17 protein-coding genes and 1 riboswitch are annotated in these 26,407 nt (G+C 30.7%); of the genes, 8 read left to right on the top strand and 9 right to left on the bottom strand.

The features are described from left to right. Together GQF29_RS11075 and GQF29_RS11070 are read right to left on the bottom strand one after the other, a co-directional pair. Positions 1–309 (bottom strand): PTS fructose transporter subunit IIB, encoded by a 309-nt coding sequence (locus tag GQF29_RS11075; protein WP_008787388.1) that lies wholly within the window; start codon positions 307–309, stop codon positions 1–3. A gap of 5 nt (positions 310–314) precedes the next feature. After that, the gene (locus tag GQF29_RS11070) at positions 315–770 is read right to left on the bottom strand and encodes a PTS sugar transporter subunit IIA (RefSeq protein ID WP_017143921.1); all 456 of its coding nucleotides are present in this window, start codon (positions 768–770) and stop codon (positions 315–317) included. 287 nt (positions 771–1,057) lie between these two features. Here GQF29_RS11070 and GQF29_RS11065 point away from each other — a divergent pair, with 287 nt between their 5' ends. Next, entirely contained in the window at positions 1,058–2,245 is a 1,188-nt protein-coding gene (locus GQF29_RS11065) for an iron-containing alcohol dehydrogenase (RefSeq protein ID WP_008787386.1), read from the top strand. A 173-nt stretch (positions 2,246–2,418) separates the two neighbouring features. Here GQF29_RS11065 and GQF29_RS11060 read toward each other — a convergent pair whose 3' ends face one another. From GQF29_RS11060 to GQF29_RS11050, 3 genes are all read right to left on the bottom strand, one after another. Continuing rightward, positions 2,419–3,063 carry an acetyltransferase gene (locus tag GQF29_RS11060; RefSeq protein ID WP_008787385.1) on the bottom strand — a complete coding sequence of 215 codons (645 nt, stop codon included), beginning with the start codon at positions 3,061–3,063 and terminating at the stop codon, positions 2,419–2,421. 11 nt (positions 3,064–3,074) lie between these two features. Further along, a complete protein-coding gene (locus GQF29_RS11055) occupies positions 3,075–3,872 on the bottom strand; it encodes a PHP domain-containing protein (RefSeq protein ID WP_017143922.1) in 798 nt (265 codons plus the stop codon). 206 nt (positions 3,873–4,078) lie between these two features. Beyond that, entirely contained in the window at positions 4,079–6,025 is a 1,947-nt protein-coding gene (locus tag GQF29_RS11050; protein ID WP_008787383.1) for a BglG family transcription antiterminator, read from the bottom strand. A gap of 157 nt (positions 6,026–6,182) precedes the next feature. After that, positions 6,183–6,229, top strand: a riboswitch (PreQ1 riboswitch). Between the two features lie 73 nt (positions 6,230–6,302). Between GQF29_RS11050 and GQF29_RS11045 the strand changes: the two genes are divergently transcribed. Next, positions 6,303–6,902 (top strand): ECF transporter S component, encoded by a 600-nt coding sequence (locus GQF29_RS11045; RefSeq protein ID WP_008787382.1) that lies wholly within the window; start codon positions 6,303–6,305, stop codon positions 6,900–6,902. Continuing rightward, entirely contained in the window at positions 6,848–7,537 is a 690-nt protein-coding gene (locus GQF29_RS11040; RefSeq protein ID WP_008787381.1) for a radical SAM protein, read from the top strand. The genes GQF29_RS11045 and GQF29_RS11040 overlap by 55 nt, the downstream gene beginning before the upstream one ends. A 339-nt stretch (positions 7,538–7,876) precedes the next feature. Here GQF29_RS11040 and GQF29_RS11035 read toward each other — a convergent pair whose 3' ends face one another. Together GQF29_RS11035 and GQF29_RS11030 are read right to left on the bottom strand one after the other, a co-directional pair. Continuing rightward, positions 7,877–8,569, bottom strand: coding sequence for a GNAT family N-acetyltransferase (locus GQF29_RS11035; RefSeq protein ID WP_008787380.1), 693 nt, complete (start codon positions 8,567–8,569; stop codon positions 7,877–7,879). Continuing rightward, on the bottom strand, positions 8,562–9,119 hold the full coding sequence (locus GQF29_RS11030; RefSeq protein ID WP_117598754.1) for a GNAT family N-acetyltransferase: 558 nt from the start codon (positions 9,117–9,119) through the stop codon (positions 8,562–8,564). Before GQF29_RS11030 ends, GQF29_RS11035 begins: the two co-directional genes overlap by 8 nt. A gap of 122 nt (positions 9,120–9,241) precedes the next feature. Here GQF29_RS11030 and GQF29_RS11025 point away from each other — a divergent pair, with 122 nt between their 5' ends. The 5 genes from GQF29_RS11025 to GQF29_RS11005 all read left to right on the top strand — a co-directional run bounded on the left by GQF29_RS11025 (position 9,242) and on the right by GQF29_RS11005 (position 14,874). Continuing rightward, positions 9,242–9,994, top strand: a complete 753-nt coding sequence (locus tag GQF29_RS11025) for an HAD-IIB family hydrolase (RefSeq protein ID WP_054325410.1) — start codon at positions 9,242–9,244, stop codon at positions 9,992–9,994. Positions 9,995–10,315: 321 nt separating this feature from the next. Continuing rightward, positions 10,316–11,470, top strand: a complete 1,155-nt coding sequence (locus tag GQF29_RS11020) for a homoserine dehydrogenase (RefSeq protein WP_054690013.1) — start codon at positions 10,316–10,318, stop codon at positions 11,468–11,470. Between the two features lies 1 nt (position 11,471). Beyond that, a complete protein-coding gene (locus tag GQF29_RS11015) occupies positions 11,472–12,701 on the top strand; it encodes an aspartate kinase (protein WP_117598753.1) in 1,230 nt (409 codons plus the stop codon). 14 nt (positions 12,702–12,715) lie between these two features. Next, positions 12,716–13,750 (top strand): aspartate-semialdehyde dehydrogenase, encoded by a 1,035-nt coding sequence (locus GQF29_RS11010; RefSeq protein ID WP_117598752.1) that lies wholly within the window; start codon positions 12,716–12,718, stop codon positions 13,748–13,750. A gap of 2 nt (positions 13,751–13,752) precedes the next feature. Further along, positions 13,753–14,874 carry a VanZ family protein gene (locus tag GQF29_RS11005; RefSeq protein ID WP_008787374.1) on the top strand — a complete coding sequence of 374 codons (1,122 nt, stop codon included), beginning with the start codon at positions 13,753–13,755 and terminating at the stop codon, positions 14,872–14,874. 615 nt (positions 14,875–15,489) lie between these two features. On the opposite strand, the gene GQF29_RS11000 is transcribed toward GQF29_RS11005, so the two are convergent. Continuing rightward, entirely contained in the window at positions 15,490–20,034 is a 4,545-nt protein-coding gene (locus tag GQF29_RS11000; RefSeq protein WP_017143924.1) for an InlB B-repeat-containing protein, read from the bottom strand. A 219-nt stretch (positions 20,035–20,253) separates the two neighbouring features. Continuing rightward, positions 20,254–26,298, bottom strand: a complete 6,045-nt coding sequence (locus tag GQF29_RS10995; RefSeq protein WP_008787372.1) for a beta-N-acetylglucosaminidase domain-containing protein — start codon at positions 26,296–26,298, stop codon at positions 20,254–20,256. Positions 26,299–26,407: the final 109 nt, after the last annotated feature.

Here is a 26,407-nt window from a genome sequence, read left to right as displayed (position 1 = left end):
CTATTCTAACGCCTCCAGTAATTCTTTAACAATTCCATCAGCATCCTTAACTGCTTCCTGAACAGCAACTGTCATTGTGGGAACGTCATCAAAACGTTCGTGATTTTTAATTCTGATATCACTTGCAATAATTGCAGCATCACATTTTGCAAGATCATCACTTGTAATTTCATTTTCTAATCCTTGAGCACCTTGCGTTTCTACCTTCACCTCATGCCCTGCGGCCTTGACTGCTTTTTCTAAATTTGCAGCCGCCATATAAGTATGAGCAATGCCTACTGGACAAGCCGTTACACAAACAATGTACATAATTTTTATTCTCCCTTCATCGCAAATATTTTTTTTATTTCTTCAACAGATGAAGCATTTATGAGTCCGGACCTAAAATCCTCATCCATTAAATTCATAGCAAGTGTCGATAACATTTTTAAATGAACATTATCAGATGAATTGGGTGCAGCCAACATAATAATATAATTGACAGGTAAATCATCAAGTGACCCCCATTCTATTGGTTCATCAAGTTTGACTAAAGTAAAAGCTGCTTCTTTGACACAATCACTTTGGCAATGTGGAATAGCAATTCCGTTCCCAATTCCAGTTGCAAATTCTTTTTCTCTTTCAAATAGACCCTTTCTATATTGTTCCTGATTCGTGACTTTTCCTGCTTGAAACATCAGTTCTCCTATTTTATATATAGCATCTTTTTTATCTTTAGCATTCAGATGAAATTGAATAAGTCGTTCATCAAGCATATCTATCATCAACATGTTGTTCCTCCTTTCATAGAGTTGTTTTTTCTTTACACTCATATCTTATCAATCATCTTTGACTTATACAAATCAACAAATTGCACCAATATAGTGCAATTCTTCATCATTTTCTAATATTTGCATGTTCTTTTCTATAAATGTACATAAATAAAGAGTTTTGAAATAAATTCACTAACTTTTTTCACTTGATTGGTGATATTTATTAAATTTACTCCTGTATAACATATCTTTATAATAAAGTTAGAAATAGTTAAAGTGCTATTTAAGAAAGCGAGGGATATATCATGTTAAATTTTGAATTTTCAACACCCACAAAGATTATCTTTGGTAAAGGAACTCATGGAGAGGTTGGAAAAGAGATCAAAGAAAGAGGATTTCATAAAGTTCTTATCCATTATGGTGGCACATTCTTAGAGGAGAATGGTGTCCTAGATACTGTTCATGAAAGTTTAAGAGATGCTGGATTGGAGTATATCGATTTTGATGGTGTTATTCCTAATCCAAAATTAAAAAGAGCACAAGAAGGTGTTAAAATCTGTCAAAGAGAAAATGTAGATTTTATTTTAGCTATTGGTGGAGGGTCAGCCATTGATTCTGCAAAAGCAATTGCTTATGGAGTTGCTAATGATTTTCCCTTAGAAGACTTATTTTTAGGAAAAGTCACAACAACACAAATTGCCCCAATGGGATGCATTTCTACAATTGCAGCAACAGGTTCAGAAACAAGCAACTCTACAGTCATTGATATAGAGACTCAAGATCAAGGTATTCTGAAAAGGTCTTACAACCATGATTGTGCAAGACCTCTCTTTGCGATTATGAATCCAGAGTTAACCTATACATTGCCAATGTATCAAACTTGTAGTGGGGCTGCTGATATTATGATGCATACAATGGAAAGATATTTTACAAATGTGACTGATGTTCAATTAATTGATCGTATTTCTGAAGGATTACTCGTTACAGTGAAAGAAGAAGCTTTAAAAATTATTCATGATCCACAAAATTATGAAGTCCGTGCAAATTTAATGTGGGCTGGCAGTCTATCACACAATGGTTTAACAGGAACAGGGCGTATTGGAGATTTTGCGACTCACAAAATAGGTCATGAACTGAGTGCTATGTTTGATGCAACACATGGAGCAAGTTTAACAGCTGTTTGGTCTAGCTGGGCAAAATATGTTTACAAAACAAATATTGAACGTTTTGCACAATTTGCTGTCAATGTATTTGCTATTGAACCTAATTATTATAATCTTGAAGAAACTGCATTGAAAGGCATTGAAGCATGGGATCAATGGTGTCATCAAATTGGTATGCCAACAACGCTAAAGGAATTAAATATTATTCCAACTCATGAACAAATTGAAGAAATGGCTGAAAAAGCAGCTGATACTGGTCATGGTGTCATTGGCGGATTTATGCAGCTCAAAAAGGATGATATTATTCAAATTTATCAAATGGCTTTATAAATATGAAGAGGATATACGAAAATAACTTTTAAAATTTAATTTATTTCCATAATCTCATTAGACGAAAAAGGGCAATGATAATCACTGATTTCACTGTCCTTTTTGTTTTATGGAAACTTTCATGCCATATTTATTTTATTACAGTCACTTTTCATTTGCATAAAAATCATAACCTATTTATGATTCTTATGAACCTTAATCACTTTTGCAGGAACGCCAACAACAGTCGTGTATTCTGGAATATTAGAAATCACTGAACTTCCTGCTCCTATAATCACTTCTTTGCCTACTACAATATCATCAATAATGGCAGTCCCAACTCCAATAAATGTTTTTTGACCAATTTTTGTATGTCCAGCAATTGCTGTATTTGGTGAAATATTAACAAAGTCTTCTATAATACAATCATGCTCAATAATTGTTGCAGTATTAATAATACAACCCATCCCAACAGTTGCATTTGTATTTACGACTGCATTTGCCAAAACAATAGTCCCTGCTAAAACTTTGGCAGTAGGACTTATCAATGCCCTTGGATGAATAAGTGTACCAATCGTTATGTCCATAGTCTTTAACATTGTTATTTTATTTTCTCGAATATCATTATTTCCTGTTGCTACAAAGACTTCATCATATGATTTTAAAAATGTAGTGAATTCTACTTCATCTTCACTGTATACACGATAATGAGGAATATCGCGATGACCCTTCTCTTTAATTTCTAAGAAATCTATTTGACTATATTGCTGTGTTGCTAAAGCACATTCTAATGTCACAGTCCCCTGATCTCCTGCTCCCCATATCAATAATTTTTTCATAGATATACTCCTTATCTTAAAATAATGTTTTCAACAAATCTCAACTCTAAACCATCAATAATTTCATGCGCCTTGTATTCCCTATCCTTTTCTAAAAAAGCAATTGGTGAATGAGCATCATAACCATATAAAACCTGACACCCATAAGTAGAAACAATTTCCCAAAATTCACGAAATGGATATGCATATCGTTCTTCATACTTATTATCTTTATTATCAAATTGATAACATTTCTTACCATAACGAAATCCATTAAGATTAATTTCTAATGGAACATCATAATCTAAACTGATTCTTGCAATGCGATGAGCTGCTTCTCTACATACTTCTGAGAATTGTCTTCTTCCTAGCATAAAATAATCTGGATGAGCAATATATGTGATAAATCCTTTTTTGACTGCATTTTCAACTTGTTGAACATAGGATAAAACATCATCATCAGAACAATAACAATCATATTCATAACCCATATATTTAAGATGCTGACCCAATATGAAATAATCACATTCTTTTCTCAATTCTAAATAATATTCATCATATTCTTCAAAATATTCTATTTCATAACCTATCTTAATATCAATTTGCTCATGATACTTTTTTTGTAATTCTTTAAGACTTAAAACATATTCCTTCTTTTGTTCATAACTCATGCGATCTCCAGGCATTTTAACTCCAGCAAAAGGAATATGATCACTAAACCCTAACATCTTAAAACCTGCATCAATAGCACTTTCTACATATTGAATATCCAATCCTTCAGCATGACCACATCTTGTAGTATGAGTATGAAGATTAAATTTTTGTTTCACAAGTTCACCCCTTTTCATCACTCTTAATTTTATTTTAAGCATGGATTGAAGTGAAGTCAACGACATTTAGATTTATAAAAAAAGTTTAAGACAAGGAAGATATCTCTCCCACTCCTAAACTTTTGATATCTTGTCAATTCTTGTGCAGCAAAATGAAGATATAAAAAAGCTCATATAAAACTTTTATATCCAGCATAGTTACTGTTCTATTTGAAAGCGTTTAAAAATTCTTTATAATGATTAGCATCTAATATCTTTTGTATTTTGTCAACATCTTTGGTTAAAGAGGCTAATTGACCAAAAATAACTCTAAATGAATCTTTATTCTTAGGATCCAATGCAATCATGAGTATCATTTGCACCTTTTCTTCACCCCATTGAATTGGCTTTTTCAATGTCATAAATCCAATTCCTGGTTTCACAATGTGACCTTTAAAGGAGTGTGGAATCGCAAATCCATCACCAATAGAGGTAGGTGCTAGATTTTCCCTTTTCAATACAGATTCAATAAATCCTTCATCTACATACTTTTGCATAATCAAACGTGTTCCAAGCAACGTAATCACTTCTTCCCGACTACGACAATCACATTTAAAGAAACAAATATTTTCTTTAATATGAGAAACCAATTGACTGTATATACCATAATGATATGATTGCTTTTCTCGTGACTGTTCAAACATTTCAGTTAAGCGATTCATATCTGATTTCCCTAACATTGGTGAGACAACCACGACTTCAATATCTTCTAACTGTAATGGCACAGTTGAAATCACAAAATCCTGATCATCTTTATTCAATTCATGAGTCTTTAATAATGGAACTGTATCCTTAATAATAACATTTGGAAAAGCCAAATGAATTTTCGCTTCAATAAATTGAGAAGTGGACATCCCACTTCCACAAACAATGACAACTGTTGGATAGAGTTGAAGTGAATTCGCTTTTTTTCTTTTTAATGAAGCACCAACATAGAGTGCTAAATCACATATATCATCTTCCTTAAGCAAACAATAATGTTCACGTGTTAAAAGTTGAGAAATATAAGTTGCTATTTCATATTCATATGCTAAATCACTTTTAATTGTTTTTTTCAAAGGATTTTCAATATAGATAGAATTCATAAGTCTAGCAAATAAAGCATTCAAATGAATAAAGATTGATATCATTAATTCCTCATCTTCACTCAATCCCTCACCATAAACTGCATCTACTTCTCGCATAATCTCAACAATACCATCAAAGGTTTGAGGAGAAATCTGCCTTATACTTTCTAAACTTCTGTTTTGATAAATACGTTTATTTTGATATTTTAATCCAACAACATTGATATAAACATAATTTTCATCTTCAGATGAAATATGAATTTGAAAATAATTTTGAATACCTTGGACTATATATTTAGTAATATCCCATTCTAAATTATCAATTTTATCAATTGTATTAACACCTTGACAACTCTTTCCCTGATGAAGATGTTCCACCATAACTGCAAATTGTAAAATACAGTTGATATAAGAGTGATCAGATATAACCAAATCAAATTGTTCCTCAGCATTTTGAATAATCATTCCTATTGTTTTCAATTGAACATTATAGAAGAAAGGCTGAAGTTTTTCTAAAATCTCATTGCCCTGATAAACAACAATTTTTCTTAACACATAAGCTTCAGCAATTCTTTTTTTAAACTCTGTTCCTTTTAAAATCATTCCATATTTAACCGATTTATCTAATTTTAAATCAAAGTTTTCAAAAAAGGATATCAATTTATTGACATCATTCATAATTGTTCCTTTACTTACAAATAACTTTTCTGAAATACTTTCCATAGATATATATTTATCACTCCTTAATAGTTCTAATGCAATATAATATTTTCTTGTTTCAGGTAAAAAAGAAGATGCATTTTCATCCTTAAGTAACAAATTATCAAGATAAACCTTTCCTTCATTTGAATATTCCAGCCATAACCCCTTACCAGTCTTCGTATAGATGATACAACCAGTTCCAGTTAACTCATCTTTAATCTTTTTGATATCTGCTTTAATTGTTCTTGAACTTCTTTGCAAAAGATTAGCAATTTGAGAAGTTGTATATTCTTTATGTCCTGTATAAAGGAGTTCTAATATTTGTTTTTCTCTTGGCAATAACATTTCTTTCCCTCCTTTCGACACAATTCAACCATTTTATCCACATATATCATAACATTATGCTTATCATGTCTCAAATCATAAATTTGCACTAAGATAGTGCAAATCAGTTATATTCATTTAAACATTGATATTCATAAAAAGATATGATACGCTATCATATGAACTGGTTCGAGAGCCAAACCCAGTATAAAAAACTAAGGACATGAAAACAAGATGGCTCTGCCATCTTTTTTATGTCTGGCTTCTAACTGTACTTTAGAAGAAAGGAAAAGAAAATATGAAAAAACAAACAAAGATTCAAATGGTTGTGACCATAGGAATCATTTTGAATGTTGTTGGTGCATTTATAGCCATGACATTCTCCATTCCATTTTATATGGATTCAATTGGTACGATTCTCATTGCTGGATTACTAGGACCTAAGTATGCCATGTTAACAGGCGTTCTGGGAAGTATAACAAGTGGTTTTACTTTTGATATGTATTCCTTTTATTATGCTCCTGTACAATTGCTGACAGGATTCTTTGCTGGTATTCTCTATCACACACCTTGGTTAAAAGGAAAAAGAATGCCTATTGGAAGTCTTCTTGTTGGTATTCCAACATCAATAATGAGTGCCATCATTACTGCTTATGTATTTGGTGGACTCACTGCTGGCAGCAGCAGTGCTTTTGTCTTTTTGTTTCATAACCTAGGTTTACAACTTGTTGTAAGCATATTTATTGTTCAAATAATCACTGATTATACAGATAAGCTTTTCGCTGTCTATTTCACAAGATTAATTATTGAAAGAGGTCATTTAATGGAGAAATGGGGGATAACATGGAAAGATACAGCCACATTACAAACAAAGTCAAAAGAGAAATCGTTCTTTTAAAAGCCAGACCATGTATTTGGTCAAAATGTACATTTTGTGATTATATTGAAGATAATTCTACATGTACAAAAGAAATGATTGAAATAAACAATCAAGTCCTAGATTTAATAACAGGTGAATATGGTATATTAGAGGTTATTGATTCTGCTAGTATTTTTGAATTACCTAAAGAATCATTATTAAAAATCAAAGAAGTGATTAAAAAGAAACATATTCATACATTATTTATAGAAAGTCATTGGATTTATCATAAACATATTCAAGAAATCAGAGATTTTTTTGGTATCAAAACAATTGTGAAAATTGGTGTGGAAACTTTTGATGATCATTTTAGAAATGATTATCTTAATAAAAATGCAACCTTTCAATCAATTGAAGAACTCAAAAAATATTTTGATTCACCATGCTTAATGGTTGGTATAAAAGGTCAAACCAAAGACATGATAACAAAAGATATGGAGATTCTTACAAAGTGTTTTGAGTATGGAACAATTAGCGTTTATCGCAATAATTCTACGTCTGTCAAACGTGATGATGAACTCGTTCACTGGTTTATGCAAGAATATGATTATCTTATTGATGATGAACGTTATGATTTCTTATACGATCCAACTGATTTTGGTGTTGGTGAATAAATGTAAAAAACATTGATTTAATAAGATGAATTTGAGACAAAACTGAGACGCACAACAAGTTCTTCCATGCTATAATAGACATGTTATCAGTCCTCCCTTGAAAGGAGGTGAGAACAATGTTGGTTGAAGCAATTGTTTCTACCATCGTCTCTGTTATAGCAGGGTTAGTCTTGTACTTTCTTTGCAGATGGCTTGACAGTAGACGTCACTGATGATAAGCCGAGAAAACCCAAGGGAGGCAGTCCCTTGGGTTTTCGTTTGAGAACAATGTCTCTGCAATTGTTTCTTCATCAGTATCTTATCATAAATCTACTGACTATTCAAGTATATTCAAAAAATTCAATTTTCAAACAACCAATATGATAATCGAGAAGATATTTCTAAACCAAGTTTCTTTTGTAGTTGTAAAGATGCATAATTATCTTCAATAACTTGACAATAAGGAATCCAACTATGATCTATAAAATAATTAATAAGATAGCTTTCTAACATCATTGCATAACCTCTTCTTTGATATTGTGGAAGAACCTCTAACAACCCCATACTTCCCTCATTATGAATTCCAATAAACCCAGCCAATTCATTATTTTCAAAGAGTCCCCATAAATGTTTCTTTGCAATAAGTTCATCAATGTATTGAGAATCATCACTATGTTGATAGACTTCTTTTATTTTTTGTGAATATTGTGATGTTAATAAGCAAATATTCACTTCTAAAGGATATTCAATAGGTATATGTTTTGAGTGTTCATAAACTGCCTGATAACAGGCAAATTGCAATGTCTGATGATAATCATTCACCAATACATCAGCAATATCCTTTTGTTTAACATTAAACAATTGATATTGATGCAATTCCTTTTGTTCATAAAGTGTTTTAAAGTTATGAACATTATTCATAGAAATCATGCATGTATCACTTCTCAATTCATGAAAAATAATTCCATCTTCACCCTGATAAATTATTCGAACCTGATTTAATCTCATCGGTTCTAACATATCTATATCATTCAATCTATCTAGCTTAAGCATTTTGCTTTAACCAATCTTCTTTTTCTAAAACATAACAAGCACACTTCACTAAGTCATCTTTATCAATTTTTTTCTTCACAATAACTTCACCTGTATATTTTAATCCACATTTTTGCATCACTCTACCTGAAGCAATATTTTCCAGATGATGAATAGATCTCAATTTTGTTATTGGTGTTTGCGTAAATAAAAACTCAATAACAGCTTCAAAAGCTTCACTCATATATCCTTGATTCCAATATTTCTCACCAATAACATATCCAATTTCTCCATAACCATCCTGATAGAAATCGTTAACTGTACCAATACTCCCAATAACCTGATCTTCCCCCTTTAAAGTGATTGCCAAGTCAAGAGCATTATCCTTTTCTATACCAGGTAATTGAAATTGAGTAATGAAATCCCTTGTTGCCTGAACATCAACATGGGGATACCATGTTAAATATCGAGTAATATTTTCATTATGACAATAAGACTCAAACATGCTTTCTGCATCTGATAATCTAAAATTTCTAAGCAATAAACGTTTTGTTTCTATAACTGCTTTCATCTTTTCCCCTCCTCATTCATTTTTAGTATTATAACATATCTTCAATCTGATTTCATTTTCTCAATAAGAAATAACTGTTTTTTCTTTATGAAAATGTTTATAATAGACAAAGAGGTGAAAATATGAAGTTACTAGCAAGTGATTTTGATAATACGTTATGGTTTAATGATCATATGAAAGATAATGATGTTAAAAATATCAAAGAATTTCAAAAGCATGGAAATCTGTTTGGTGTATGTACAGGAAGATGTTTACATGGAATTGTCAATCCAAGTCAACCCTATAACCTTGAACATGATTTTTATATACTATTAAGTGGTGCCCTTGTATTAAATAAGGATAAGGAAGTCATTTTTGAAAAACAAATTCCTTTATCCCTAGTGAAAGAGATTTATAATTTTCTAAATCAAAAAGATGCATCTATTGTTTATAAAGATGTTATGTACAAGGTTTATAAAACAAAAAAGCCAGATTATCATGGTGTCTATATTGAATCAATAGACGAATTAAAAACAGAAACAGTAAGTGCTTTTTCTTTTCATTATGAATTAGATGAATTAGAGGAAGCCACAATAGCAACAGATTTGATTCATCAAAAATATGGAGATATCATTGAAGCTTATCAAAATAATCAACATATAGATTTGGTTGCTAAAGGATGTTCTAAGGGAAATGGCATAAAAATCATTCAAGATTATTTCCAATTAGATCTCAACGATATTTATGGAATTGGAGATTCTTGGAATGATTTACCAATGTTAGATGTTATTGAAAATGGGTATTCTTTTACATATGCACCTGTTCAAGTTCAAAGACATGCAAAAACAATTGTTGAAACTCTTGCTGATTGTATAAAAGACATTGAGAGTAAGTAGTCTTTCCTATATAATAAGGATAGAGCATTCTTATTATATAGGAACTCATTTTTAAAATATTAAATATATTTTTGTTATTTTCCAAAAGTTCATCTATCGTTTTTGATTATATCAAAAATTATTTCTTAAAAAATTGACAAATGTATACAAAGGTGCTATTATCAATGCAATAACAAAGGAGGACGTCTCATGATATTCATTATTAACATTTCCAAAACCATGATGTGTGTAAGAAAATGTTAGTATGAGACTGTCTTATTTAAGAGAAATCAAGAAAGCCTCGTTCATTCATGAGGCTTTTTATATTAGAGGGGGAATTCGATGAAAATTGGTGTAATTGGCTTAGGGACAGTTGGGTTTGGTGCTGTAGAAATATTAACTCAACAAAAAGAAAGATTAGAAAAACAAATTGGTGAAGAAGTTATTGTCAAATATGGATGTTCACTAGATGAAGTGACTTTACCAGAAGAAATCCTCTATACACAAGATTTTCATGATGTCATCAATGATGAGGAAATTGACGTCGTTGTTGAATTGATTGGCGGAACAACAATTGCCAAAACAATTATTTTAGAAGCTTTAAAAAAAGGCAAACATGTTGTCACTGCCAATAAAGCATTAATTGCTCATGATGGTCAGGAAATCTTTGAAACAGCATCTCAGCATAATGCAAAGATTTATTATGAAGCTGCAGTAGGCGGTGGGATTCCTGTTGTTGTACCTGCAAAAGAAGATTTAATTGCCAATGAGATTGAAAAAATTGAAGGTATTTTAAATGGAACAACAAATTTTATCTTAACATTAATGGAAACTGATAATCTAGATTTCGATGAAGCATTGACAATTGCTGATGGTTTAGGATTTGTTGAAGCTGATGCCAGTTTAGATTTAGATGGGATTGATGCAGCACATAAGATTCAAATACTTGCAATGAATGCTTTTGAAATGTTCTTTGATTTCAATAAAATACAAGCAACTGGTATCCGTAATGTCACAAAGAAAGATATGGATTATGCAAAGAAACTGGGATATCGTATCAAGCTTATTGCACAAGCTAAAAAACTTGATAAAGGTTATGGAATTGATGTTTCTCCTACTTTAATTGGTATAAAAGACATTGTTGCAAATGTGAATCAGGCATATAATGTAGTAGAGATAACTTGCAATTATTTAGAAAACGTGATTTTCTATGGAAAAGGAGCTGGACGTTATGTCACAGCAAGTGCTGTTGTTAGTGATATTATGAAAACACATAGACAGGATATGTGGAAACATGACTATCAATATGAAGATCGTATTTATCCAATCACATATTCTAAATATTATGTTAGATGTGATCATCCTTTAGATATTGATTACGAAACTTATTTCTCTCAAGATAAAAATCATATTTATATTACAAATAAGATTGAACTTGATGAATTATTAGAGCAATTACAAAATGAAACATATAACTTATTTAAAGTGAGGGGTTAGAATGAAAGTTATTGTCCAAAAATTTGGTGGTACCTCAACACGTAGTGTAGAAACCCGTGAGCATATGTATAAAAACATTATTCGTGAACTAGAAAATGGAAACAAGGTTGTAGCCGTTGTGAGTGCAATGGGACGCTTTGATGATCCATATGCTACTGATACACTTCTTTCTATTGTCAATACTGATGAATTAACAGATGAAGAAATTGATCGTTTAACAAGCATTGGTGAAACAATATCAACATTAGTATGCAAAAGTGAATTATCTGAAATGGGCTATTCAGTGGAAACAGTGACAAATACTGAATTAGGAATTTTAACAGATTCCCATCATATGAATGCAACAATTACAAATGTTGAAGGAAGTCATATTACTGATAAACTTAAGCGTGCTGATATTGTTATCTGTCCTGGATTCCAAGGTTATTCACAAAATGGAAAAGTGACAACATTGGGACGTGGTGGTAGTGATTTATCTGCTGTAGCAATTGGTGTTGCTATTGATGCAAGTGAGGTTGAAATCTATAGTGATGTGAATGGTATTTATACAGCTGATCCGCGTATTGTCCCTGATGCCATTCAATTAGAGTATATTAGTTATGCAGAAATGCTTGAACTTTCTAAAAACGGTGCAAAAGTCTTGAATCACAGGTGTGTTCAATTAGCCGCAAAGCATAATATTACCATTCATGCAAGAAGTTCATTTGATAGTCGAAAAGGAACATATGTGTTAGGAGATGAGAAAATCATGAAAGACCATTTAAATCAATTAATTATTTCAGGAATTACTGGTTCACAAAATGAAGCACGTGTCACACTTGTTGGTGTTGATGCCAAGGTGAATGGCGCTGGTCAGCTTTTTGAAAAGATTGCAGAAGCCAATGTGAACGTCAATGTTTTTAATCAAGCTTTAGTTGGTGGAGGAAAGATGGATATTTCTTTAATCATCAATGATAAAGATGTTCCTGGTGTTGTGGAAGTTATCAATGATTTAAAAGAAATCTTAAAACCTCAAAAAACAATTGTGAGAGGAAATATTGGTAAGGTAGCTGTTATAGGTGTTGGTATTAAAAATAACAAAGGAATGTTCCAAAAAGTATATAATACATTAATGAGTAATGATATTAATGTAGAAATGACTTCTTGTAGTGAAATTAACATTTCATGTTATATTGATCGAGATGATGTCAAAAAAGCCCAAGTGTTATTACATGAAGCGTTCTTAGGTTAAGGAGGAAATATAAAATGAAAAAATATAAAGTTGCAATTGTAGGTGCTACTGGTGCAGTCGGAAGAGAAATGTTGAAATGTATTTTTCAATTCAATTTCCCTTTTGAAAGTCTTAAACTTCTAGCTTCTGCCAGAAGTGCTGGTAAAGTTGTAGAATATGAAGGACATGAGTTTGTTGTTGAAGAATTAACAGAAAATTCATTTGAAGATGTTGAAGTTGCTTTCTGGAGTGCTGGTGGCAGTATTTCTGAGAAATATGTGCCCTATGCAGTGAAAGCGGGATGCATTAATATTGATAACACTTCACATTTTAGAATGGATCCAGAAGTGCCTTTGGTTGTACCTGAAGTCAATGGTGAAGCGTTAAGAAACCATAAAGGAATTATTGCTAATCCAAACTGTACAACAATTCAAATGGTAAGTGCGTTAAATAGATTAAATGAATACTTTGATATTGAAAGAATCATTGTTTCTACATACCAAGCTGTTTCTGGTGCAGGTGTTGCTGGTATGGAAGAACTTTATAGACAATCTCAAGAAGTGTTAGATGGAAAAGAACCTATTGCAAAAACACTTCCTTGTGCTGGAGATAAGAAACATTATCCAATTGCATTCAACTGTATTCCACAAGTTGATAAATTTGATTTAGATAATCATTTTTCTAAAGAAGAAATGAAAATGGTTAATGAAACAAAAAAAATCTTTGATAAAGATATCAAAGTGAATGCAACTTGCGTTCGTGTTCCTGTTTTAAGAGGTCATAGTGAGTCAGTTTATATTGAAACAAAGAAACCAATAGATATTGATAAGGTCTTTGAATTATTATCTTCTTCACATGGTGTTGAACTTTATGATGATATTGAAAATCAAGTTTATCCAATGGCAACTTTATTCATTGGTGATGAATTGGTACATGTTGGACGTGTGAGAAAAGATTTAGATAATGACCATGCTTTAAGTTTATGGGTTGTTGCTGATCAGTTAATGAAAGGTGCCGCTTATAATTCTGTAGATATTGGTTTAAAAATGATTGAGATGGGTCTTCTATAGAAATGTCAACTTATCTGATCCCTATCCAAGTAGCGATGATTGTTTTTCCTATCATCGCTTTTTGTTTGACTCTCCCTTATGCTATTTATCAATATTATAAGTATGGAGCCATTCCAATACTCAGAACTTTAATTATCTTTTCTTTTATTTATTATCTGATCAATGCCTATTTCATGACAATATTACCTTTACCATCAGTAGAATCAGTTGCGAAAATGACTTCTCCTACAATGAAACTCACACCATTTTATTCAGTTCCACAAATTATAAAAGCAAGTCCATTTGTATGGAATCAACCATCTACATATATATCAACATTATTAGAGCCAAATATGCGAGTCATCTTATTTAATATCCTTCTAACAGTTCCTTTCGGAATCTATTTAAGATATTACTTTCAGTTGAGCTTTAAGAAAACAATCTTTTTTACTTTTCTTTTATCATTATCATTTGAACTCATCCAACTCAGTGCTTTATTTGGAATTTATCCTCGACCATATCGTCTTTTTGAGATTGATGATTTAATCACCAATACACTTGGTGGGATGTTAGGATATGCTATATGTCCACTTTTTGCTCATTTTTTACCAACAAGAGAAAAACTTGATTCAATAGCCTATGAACAAGGACAAAAAGTATCAAAGCCTCGTAAATTCTTTGCTTTTCTTATAGATGCTTTATTTATTTTCATTCTTATTATGATTCTACATCTTTTGAAAGTTCCATATCATATCAGTTATTTTGGGATTACAATTCTCTTTTATATTCTTTTACCATTTATGCACAATGGACAAACACCTGGCAAAATAATGACAAAAATCGTTCTAGAAAATCCTTCTGGTACAAAGAAGTATCAATATCTTATTCACTATCTTCCATTATACTTCCTGATTATTCCAACTCCTTATTATTTCTATCAATTTCTTAAACTATCAAATCAACTATCTCCTCTATTGTGTTATGGAAGTATTATTATACTCATAATTATTTTCTTTCTCACAACATGTCAATTTATCTTATCTTTCTTTTCTTCATCTCATATGTGGTTTGACTATTATTCTCATCTTACTCATGTATCAGCTATCACTCAAATACCTAATCTCCCTCAAACACCTGAACTTTAACAGGTGTTTTTGATTAATAAAAAAAAGAATCAATATTCTCAGTTAAAAAATAAGTTCTCAAAAACTCAACATAACCATAATTCATTAAAGTATAATTCTTGCCTTTCAATTGAATTGGAAAATCATTATTTATGTCCATTATGACTTTTATTTTTTGATTTTCAGCAATAGAAAAGGCATTACCATCTGTACCTTCAACAAAAAGAGAAGAAATGTTTGATTAACCATTTTTGCCATTCAATCGAAAAACTGGCTATTGCTTACCAAAACCTATAATTTGAAAAAAATCATTACAAAAGTCATAGTCCCAATTTTCAGTACTACTGTCATTTTTAATAGCCAAAATATCCTTATAAGCTCATTTTTAATCATAATCTCTTAATGAAGAGATAGTGATTTTAAGTATAATGAACCTTTTATAAAAAGAAAAGAGCAAACAAAAATACATAAATATATGTATATTCATTTCACTCTGAAAACTTTTCCACTTTTATTATTGCACAAAGCATCCCATTATTCAATGCTTTAAGCCATTATATATTGACGTATCCAAATTCTTATAAGATAAAGAAGCTCAGTTTTGAAATGGAATTGAGCTTCTTGTAGATGAATTTATCAATTTTTAGATGACTTCATTGATTTTAAATATCGCTTTCTTAAATATAAACTTCCTAATCCTGTTATTACAAACAAAAGAGCATATCCTAAAAAGTTGAAAGTATCAGCAGTTTCTACACTATCATTCTGAGATTTTTCTGGTAATTTATTTTCTATATTATCCAATTTTTGCCACTTTGCATATAAGTCAATATTGCCTATACGTTGACTTATTTGTGTTATTGCTTGACCTTCAAATTTTTGATTATTATACCACCCTATAAATTTATAACCTTTTTTAGTTGGAGTTTTTAAATGTATTTGATCTTCTACTGTAAAGCGTTCAGTCGTTACGACACTTCCATCATAATAATTTATTGCATATTGAATTGCTGATAATGATGGTACAAGAACAATATCCTGTGTGATAGGACTTGATGATTCAAATAGATCATGACTACCTTTTATTTTCCAACCATCAAATTGATAACCAGTTCTACTATCATTTGGCCATTTCTCATCGATTTCTTCTTTGAAACTTGAACCAGCTGATATCTTAAATTCTTTTATTTGCTTATTAAAGAATTCAAATCGAATTATATATACACGGACCAATTGATTATATGCTGTTGTCAATTCAGTTAATGTATCATTAATCACTTGTTGATTATCACTTGAAGCAACAGTATCTTTTGCTTTATTTAACGCTTTTATAAAAGCTTCATAGCTTGATTTTGTATATTGTTGACTTGATATATTTTCTTTTTCTATTTTAGATATTTTCTTTTCTAAGTCAGCTTTATTGACAACTGCTTTATATTCTCCAATGATTTGAAAACCATTAATAATCATCTGAGTTATATCTAAATTTTCACATTCTATACGATATTCTCCATTAACCCCATAATAAGCAAACAATATATGAGGATTTGTCATTGAGCGCTTATTTGTAAGTCTTGTATCTATCGTTTCTGTCTTTAAAACTTCTTCTTTTTGATTCTTTATAGTATATAAAGTGACTTTAATTAATCCTGTCTGAGCAGTTTGACCTACTGATAATTCTATACCATCACCATAAAATGCAAAAGATAATTTCGCACCTTTTTCATTTGTAACTAAAGCATTATTTTCTAATGTAAACTTTCCTTCTTGCTTAATATTAACATGATCACTTGGTACTGTTGTACTTTCTTTAAGTAACATAGCTTCTTTAGCAGTTTTAAGAGTAATAACCATATCATCTAATTGGCTTTGTGTTGTTGCTGAAATTAATAAATTTTTTGCATGAACCAATTGAGTGATGAAATCTGATTTATATTGATTGTCTTGATATTGATTGAAATTGATTTTTTGATATTCATTTATCAGTTCCATCAAAGCAGTCTTCTCCAATGTTTCAATATTTGCACGTTCTACATGTATATAGTCAATAATTGCATTAGTATCACGATTCGTTGCAATTGAATTTTTTTGGCCTGTATTTATAATATCTAAACGATAGTTTCCATTATCCTCTTGTTTCCAATGAAACAATAATTCTTTATCTTTTTTTGTTTCACTATAACAATCTATATCTTCTGATATAATTTGTTCTTCCCTATTATCTTTCAGGTCAGTAATAACAAATCTTACTGTTCCAGTTCCAACTGCCTTTCTTCCATAAACAGAAACTTCATTTCCATTAATCATGAGACTTAGTTTTTCATCAGTTGCTCCTGACTTTAAAGCAGTTCCTTTATCCAAAGTCTCCTCATTTATTTCTACCCAATTACCAGTACGATTAATAGCACTGTCTTCAGCATCAAAACGAATTTGGATTAACTGTTTTTTAGCTTGACTTAGTGAGTCTACCATTTTATCTATTTGATTTTGAGTTAAATTGTTTTTCTTTAGTAACTCAATTGCTTCATTCAATTGCTTTTTAAACACATCTTGTTTATCTAAAATAAAATCATTTAAGTTTAAACTTTGACAATTATGAATTAAATTTTCTAAAGTTTTTGTATGTAAAGGTTCTTCATTGACTTGAGGTTCATGCCCTTCTTCGACTATCAGTGTCGTCGTTGCTGTAACTGTATTTCCATTATAAGTTGCACTCGCAGTCACTTTGTATTGTCCAGGCTGTGTAACTGTTAAAATATGATCTTTAACTTGACCACCATTATTAATAGAATATTGAACTGGGATTGTTACATCTTGAGGATAACAAGTATCCATATAAGTATGCGCATTCATAGCAATGCTTGCATCACTTTTCCCAAAAGGAATCGTTAATAATGTTGGTTTTTCAATAACTATTCCTACAACTTTATCATTTTGACACCCTGGTTGCATATCACTACCTGAAGCAACCTCACTTGTTAATGACATAAAATTTGATGCTTTCCCATTTTCATTATTATAAACTTTAACAATATAATCTTTATTATCAGAACTTAATCCTTGTAAGTCATTAATAGTCACTACATCAGCAGATGCATTATAAGTATTATAATTCACTGTTTTCACTGGTGTAGACAAATTCCCTTTTTCAAACACATCAACTCGTACATTTCCTGCACCTGCTCCACGTTTGAATTTCATTGTCCCACCAGTTCCTGTAAATGGTATTTCAAGATAATTATTTAATTTTTTGGTATAAATAACTGGTTCATCATTAAAAGTTGTGTTCACCCACTTTGTATCTGCTTCTAATACGCTTTCTTGAATAACAACTGTTTGTAAAGTTCCATCACTGAAATAACGTTTAACATTATTATCATCAGCTTTCACTGTCTGTGCTTGTGGTATCTCCTTAACATTATGTCCTGGACCAGCAATTGCTCCAAGATTATAAGATGTTAATGGTTGACCAAGAATATCCTGTTGACCATTTCCAGAAACATTAATACTTTTATTGATATATGGTGAAGTTGTTTTCAATGCTATTTTAGAAAAAGCATTTTTCTGACTCAAGTTAAATAAAGAATTACCACCAACAAATTGGGGATCATCAGTATATTGATTATCATCTTGTGGTGCTATACAACCAATATAAGCATTGTTGTCAAATGTTGAATTTTTTCCAGGTTGAAAACATTGATTACGACCTGCTACAGTTGGATTTGTAAAATACCAGATATTATTATTATAATTAACTTCATCTCCTTCAAAAACTGCATGACAATCTTTATTAGAAATAAAAGTATTATTATATACTTTTGCACTTTCAAGTTTTGTCACATCTGTTTCTCCAACTGCAACAATTTGAGCATTATAATCTAAAAATGCTCCACTGTCATTGACTGATAAATTATAACGAATTGTATTATTGCGATTATATGATTTTTGACGAACATGTAACATATAACCACCACCATAATTATCATGTGTATAATTGTATTGAATCACTCCATCACGTGTCATATCATCTAAGTTAAAGGCCATACCATCTTTCCCATTTTGACCATTACAAACTTCATTATATTGAAAAATCATTCCATTAGCTCGATCACACCAAATACCACATCCATATCCTTCTAATGTGCTTTGGAAAGTATCAACTTTGTTGTGTTCAACAATAACTCCACTTGTATAAAGTGGGATAATTCCAGCTCTTGTGACATTATGAATATAATTATTTCTAATAATAACATTTGTATGTCTAAAATCTACATCATCTAAAGTTCCTTTAACATTTGTTGTGGTAATACCATTAGCTTGACAATTTTCAATTTTATTATTTTCAATTAATACATCATTAAACGTTGTGACTTTCTTTGTCGTATCTAATTCCTGTACAGCAACATTAAAATCATTAGGTGCCTCTGTTTCTCTTGCTGTATAAGTTACTAAATTAATACCACCAGTACGATGAGTTGTACGTGCTCCCCAAAATGTATTAGATGTGTTAGGATTAGATTGATCCCCTCCCACATAACCATCTAATGGACTTCCATCTGGATTTGTTGGAACAACTGGATAAATATCATCTTGACCATTATATCCTCTTACATCATGAATATCACAATTACGAATATATATATGATTAATTTGACCATAATCATACCCTTCTATTCTAATACCACTACGATCACGATTAACATTATCTCCAGTATTTTTAACATCAAGATTATTGATTTCAATATATTCTTGATTATACAAATAAACTGCTGCTCCTATTTGATCACCATTTTGACCAGTAAAAGCACCTTTCCAATTTTTAACTTGAGGCATAAAATAAGAACCATTTGCATCAATAATAGGTTTATTCCCTTCACCATACATATCAATAACAATTGGATATCCAGCACAACCTGAACCTTTTGGCCATAATGTTCCTGTAAATTGTGATCCTGCTTTAATAAGCACTTTATCTCCAGGCTGTAACATCAAATTATTGATATCTTCTAAACTATTAAAAGCATTCTCTTCACTGAGTCCATTACCATCATTCTTAGATATGTGAGAATCCAAGTAATATACTTTTCCATAAGTTTTCTCTTCACTTGCAAATACAATTCTAGGACTGATAAGTGAAAAAATCATAACAATAATTATAAAAATCTTAGACAATAATTTCATAATACTCTCCCTCTTTATCGAATTGAAAACATAAAAAGGCAAGAACTGTAAGTAAAAACTTACAAGCCTTGCCTAATTGAATAGTCACAATCCATCTTTTCATTATTATAACACGTCGATTAACAGAAAACAATAATTATTAAAAACAATAACGACAAATAGTGACAATGCTTTATAAAGAAAAGCTCATCATGAGATAAGATGATGAGTTTTCAATAACTAACATTTATATTTTCTTTTTTGTTCAAAAATAATATATGCTCCAGCAAGCAACATAATTCCTCCAATAAACGGTATATTTATATTATCACCTGTTTGAACAGAATCTTGAGTTTTCTCAATTAATTCTAATGCTATTGTTGCATTTTCAAATGCAACTTTCGCTTGAATATATGTTTGGCCATCAGTGTCATCTAGTGGCAAACTCATTAAGTAATGATAAGCATTTAAATATTTTTCATAAGATTCTTTTGTATATAAATTTGAATTTTTTAGGACAATAGCTTTTCTATATTCATCCATTGAAGTTGCTCTTTTCTGCAAGTTCAATAATGCTTTATTCAACTGATTGATCATTTGAGCCATCAATTGATTTGTTCCATTAATCATTAATTGATCAGTTTGTCCTAATAAAGTCTTTACTGTCTTCCAAGAAGTCAATGTATATAGATTTTCATCAAAAGATTGAACCTCTTTAATTTTATTCTTTAAAGCAACTGTTGATACCAACTCTGTTTTCGCTTTTAAAATAGCTTGTGCATAATCATAATCATAAGCACTATCATGTGGTTTTGATGCATCTGCAATCGCTTTAGTTAACTGAGTATATGAATCTGTTGTATAATGCTCTTTATTTAATGTTTTTGCTTCCTCGATAACTTCTTGTAGATTGACATTTGGCTTTAAAGTTAATTTAGATTTGGCAACATTAATCTTTTGAATAGCTGATTCAACTTGTGTCTTTGTTCCAGTCTCTAACAGTTGAGTTCCTTCATTAATAGCGTTCTTATAATCCTTAAATGTTTCTACAATATATAACTTTTCTGGATATGAATTAAACTCTTGAATTAAGTCTTTTAAGATTGTAATATCAGCCAATTGTTCTTCAACAGTTTTTAATGTTTGAATTAATTTTTCAATTTCATCTGGATGTACTCTTTCTTGTTGAGTTGTAGCATTTTGATCTTTAGTTATAGCATCTTGCAATGTTTTTATAGCCTCTTGATAAGCTTTATAACCTGCCTTTGAATAAGAGTTTTCATCATAAGATTTTAACTCAGATAATGTAAGTACAGCAATTTCCTGCTGATTTAAAGAATATACAAGATTATTCTTTGCCATTTTTAATTCATCTATTAATTGTGTTGCTTTTTCTATTGATAAATCTGCATCATTGACAACTAACTTAGCCTCACTTAAAGCATCATAATAGGCTTGATAAGTTGCTGCTGTATAGACTCCAGTATCATTGTCTACAGATTGCTTAATTAAATCTTTTAATTCTGTTCCAACATATTTAATCAATTTATTAGCAATCGCTGATTGAATGCCAGAAATAGCTGATTCTATTGAAGTCACAGAAGCATTTTCATTATCATAAATATTCTTTGCTGTTTGATAAGCCATCTCATATTTCTCTTGAGATGAATTTGTCCATGCTTGAGTATTTTCCTTGTTATCTAATAATGTTTTTAAATTCATTTTAGATGCTGTTGTATCCATCGCTGTATTCATCAAAATTATTTCTGCCAATTCAGGTATTTTGTCAAGCCATGTAACAGATACATTTTTAAATAAGTATCCATCTGGTAATTTGAACTCACTAATTGGCTGATTTAATGTTCCTAGTGTTATACTTTTTGTTGTAGGCGTTGTAGAGCGCCCTTTTGTAGTCACATAAACTTCAGCATTCACTTTAGCATTTGAAACTTCCCCAACTTGAACAAAACGAATTGATTTCATTTCATTTGGATTAGATACATGATAAATGAATGAACTATTTGGTTGTGAAGATTTAAAAGTCGTTGATAAATCATTATCCAACATATGAGAAGGAATTTTACCTGGCTCTTCAATAGCATCAAGTGTAAAGTCATGGTTAGATTCAGTTGTCACATATTCATTATTATTAATAACAATTTCATTAAATGCAGCAAATCTATCTTTATATGGTGCTGTAAATCTCACTCTTAAATAACGTCCAACCGCTTTTGCACCATTTGCTAATATATTTTCTTTATACATATTTCCTGGATTCACACTATCATGTAAAAGTTCAGAGTATGTTTTTGCAGTTGTACTACTTCCCCCATCAGTATCCGCTCCTGTATTCTCTACTCTATCTCCAATTTCTAAAACTGGTGTCCATGATGAACCTGCAGGATCATTTGAAACTTCAAAAATAGCATCTCGTATATAATTTTGATCTGTTTCTTTAATATAATATCTCAATGATGAAATAGTTCTTTCTTGACCCAAGTCAAACGTTACATATCCATCTTGAGTTGGATATCCTGCAATACTTGCAGATGTTGATAATTTTCCATCAAAAATATTATATGAATTTTTAGCACGACGCATATCTCCATCACCATAGGCTGCATTGATTTGTATATTAGAATCATAGAAACCTGCTTTTTTAATACTAAATGTTTTCACTTCAAATTGATTAAATGTTATATTTTTATTTGAACTTCCTGTATTTACAATTCTTATATAACGTGCGTTTATAAGTTTTGCCAACTCAAAATTAGCACAGTCAATCCATTCAATACTATTCTTTGAAACCTGTAACTTTATATTTGAAGATAGTGCAATATCAGATGTCATACTTTCAATCATTCTAATATTAGGTAATTGAATACCAAAATATTCATTCACTCCTAATGTTAATGTTGCACCATTCAAACTATAAAGATCTTCCTCATAATTAGAGAGAATTGGACTGTTATCTTGATTTGTGTAAACATAATCTTTGATACCACTCTTTATCTCTTTCACTGTAAATTCTGAAAAATATAACCATTTTGTAATTCTTTCATCATTAACAATACGAATATAACGTGCTTGAATTCCACCTAAGTTTTCATCAATAACATCTTTTTGAGTCGAACTTGTATATGTATTCACTGTTGTCCAGTTTGTATTATCCACAGAGTATTCTAAATGATATTTTGTCCATTTATCACTAGAACCATTACCAATAACGATATGTGCACTAGCAAGAGATGCGATTTTCCCTAAATCATAACCAATATAATCACCAACTTCACTTACATCATTTGTACGTCCTTCATCACCATTATTTGCCGGATCATAATAAGCAGCAGTATTATCATCACCATCATATAACTTGCTATCATTATCACTTTCACTACCACCTGCACCATTTCTCCATGTTGGTGTCTTTATAACAGTATAAGAGAGTGGAGTAGTATCATTTGATGTGTCAAAAGCATAAACTGTTATTTCACCAACACGCCACCAAATATTCTTATTAGCAGTATTTTGAATACGAATATAACGCATTTGTATTCCATTACCATTAAATGTTTGTCTTTGTTCAGTCGACAAATCAGTTAATTTTGTCCAATTTATTTTATCCTCACTATACTCAATAATTGCATTGCTTGGAACATCTGCTCCATTGCTTAATCCTTGAACAAAAGCAATTGATCCTACATTTTTACTTTCACCTAAATCAGCAATAATGGCTGCTCCAGCTTCAATATTATCAGCACCACTTGGATTTCTAAAAAATGTTTCTGTATTTTCATTTCCATCTGTCAAATTAGCAATATTTCCACCATTAGGAGCAATGACAATATTCTCCAATTCAACATTTGTAATTTCTAATTTTTCAGGTTCTTTATCAGGATTTCCTTCTGCCTTATTAATAGTTATTTCAGAAACTATTAGCCATGCATCAACAGCATTATCTTGAGTCGTTATTAAACGAATACCTTTGGCAGTTAAAGATAATTCATCAACCTTAATTTCAGCAGGATTAGAAATATTTGTTGCAAAATCATAAATAGTTCCATCTAAATCTGTCCATGTTGTTCCATCTGTTGTATACTGCAATTTTGAATGTTCAAATTTATTTTTACCACTACCAAGTAAAAATCTAATATCATGAATTTCAATAGCCTTATTAAATTCAACACCTACATATTGACCAGATTTAATCCACTGTTCATTTTGACTTGTTGTTGTATATTGAATATTCGTTGCATCATTTCCATCAAAAACATTATCTAAGCTTCCATTTGGAAAATCAGTACGATTTGTTATAAATGTCTGCCCAAAATAGTTTGGATCTGTAATCTCTTCCACTTTTTTATTTAAATAACTAGACATATCTTTAATCAATGGTGTGATATATTTTGATCCAACTAAAGCATATTCATCATTTGTATTCTTTGTAATAAAATGATGTTTTTGAGAATCTGCAAGAGCCTTTGAACCTTTTGTATTATATTCAATGATGGCATTACTATCATTATTTAAAGATGCCTTGATTCCCTCTAAATAAGAAATACCAGATTCCATTGTATCATCCCAACAGTTTAACCATGGTGCCATTTGTTCTCTTAAACGTTTGTTTCCTGAATTCTTATAATATGCAGCTGACTCTTTTAATTTTTGAAATTCTTGTATTAAAGCATCACATGTCTCAACTGTTACTGTATTATTTGTTAAAGATGATCTAAAACTATTTAATTGAGATTTTAAATCTAATGATTCATCTAATCCCGTATTCTGAGCAATCATATGTTTAGAAATCTCACGCAAAGATTTTGATGATTTTGTATCTAATGCCGTATTATGATCTACATATTTAAAACTATCTGTCCAAGCCTGATCTGCTTCATTGGCTGATTGCCAAATATTCCATGAATAACAAGCATTACCAAATATTCCAACTTTACTTGGTTCAGAATGTTCCATTGGATTTAACATAATACCTTGAATTTTATCAGGACTTACACCTGGATTTAAAAATTCTTTATAGCCACCCATTATTAAACGATTTGTTGCATTATCTGAACATGGCCAGTTAATCCATAAGAATGGACCACGTCCAACATTATTTGTAAATGTGTTTGTGAAATTTGTATTCACTGTACCCCAAACTCCACCACCTGTCATAACCAGTTGAACATTATTAGGTGCTTTTTTTAGTTCTGTAAATTCTGCTCCAGAACCATTTCCCATATAATCATAAGGAATATATGGTAAAGTTGTTTTCATATCAGGATATTCTTTTTGAACATCATTCTTTAGCCAATCTGATATATCATTAATTAATTTTAAGCCATTGGCACCTCCAGGATTATGGAAATCGTCTGCTAAGATTGCAATCTGCCTAACACCACAATCAATAACCTGTTTAAACTTTGCTTTCAATTTCGCTAATTCTTCATCATAATTATCAAAATTAAATGTTCTTGCCCATCCAAATGGATGAAGTGCATAGGCAAAACTACATTTTGATTCATTACCCGCTTTTGCAAGTGGTTTAATTAAATTATTAATTTCATCTTGAGTATATAAAATATCCCACTTATCTTTATGTTTTGGATCATCCTTTGGTGCATAAAAATATGTATTCATTTTATAATATCCACCAAATTTCATTAATTCCGCTCTATCCTCTACTGACCAAGGATTTCCATAGTATCCTTCAATAAATCCACGACTCACAACATCAGCATAATCTTCAACCGTAAAATGACGAATTGTACGACTTTCTAGTTGATTAAAGACATGATAAAGAGTTGTTAATCCATAGAATGCTGCATTTGTATCTTTACCAAGAATAATAATTGTTCCATCATTGACTTCTAAATAGTAAGAATCATTCTTATCAAATAAGTCATGAGAAACAGATTTATTATTTTGAACATATTGATCAACATATCCTCCTGAACCTTTTATTCCAACTAAAATATTTGTAACTTTTTCTGTTACTGATTCATCAGAATTATCAATTAGTGCAGATGATGTTGAAATAGATAATTTCTTAATATCAGTAACCTCTTTAAGTCTTGATTTTGTATATTTATCAATGCCATCTTCATAGACAACATTTACTTTATCTCTTAAAATAAAGTCACTATTTTGATACGTTATTGTGTGTGGTGTTGGATAAATTTCATATTCTGGCATTGCAGCATATACCGAACCAACATGAGAAAATAAACTAATCACCATAGCCATACTTGCTATAACAGCAAATACTTTTTTCTTGAATTGTCCCATTTTTTTCCTCCCTTTCAATTCGTAGGACTGCTATTTTAGACAAAAAAAGACCTCAAAGGTCTACACTTAATCGTGTTTTCCTTTGAGGTCTTGCCTAATCGTATTAGTA

Origin of the sequence: Coprobacillus cateniformis, from assembly GCF_009767585.1 — a bacterium.
Classification (GTDB): Bacteria; Bacillota_I; Bacilli_A; order Erysipelotrichales; family Coprobacillaceae; genus Coprobacillus; species Coprobacillus cateniformis.
The sequence above is the reverse complement of the archived record's forward strand: the minus strand, read 5'-3'. Positions and strand labels throughout refer to the sequence as shown.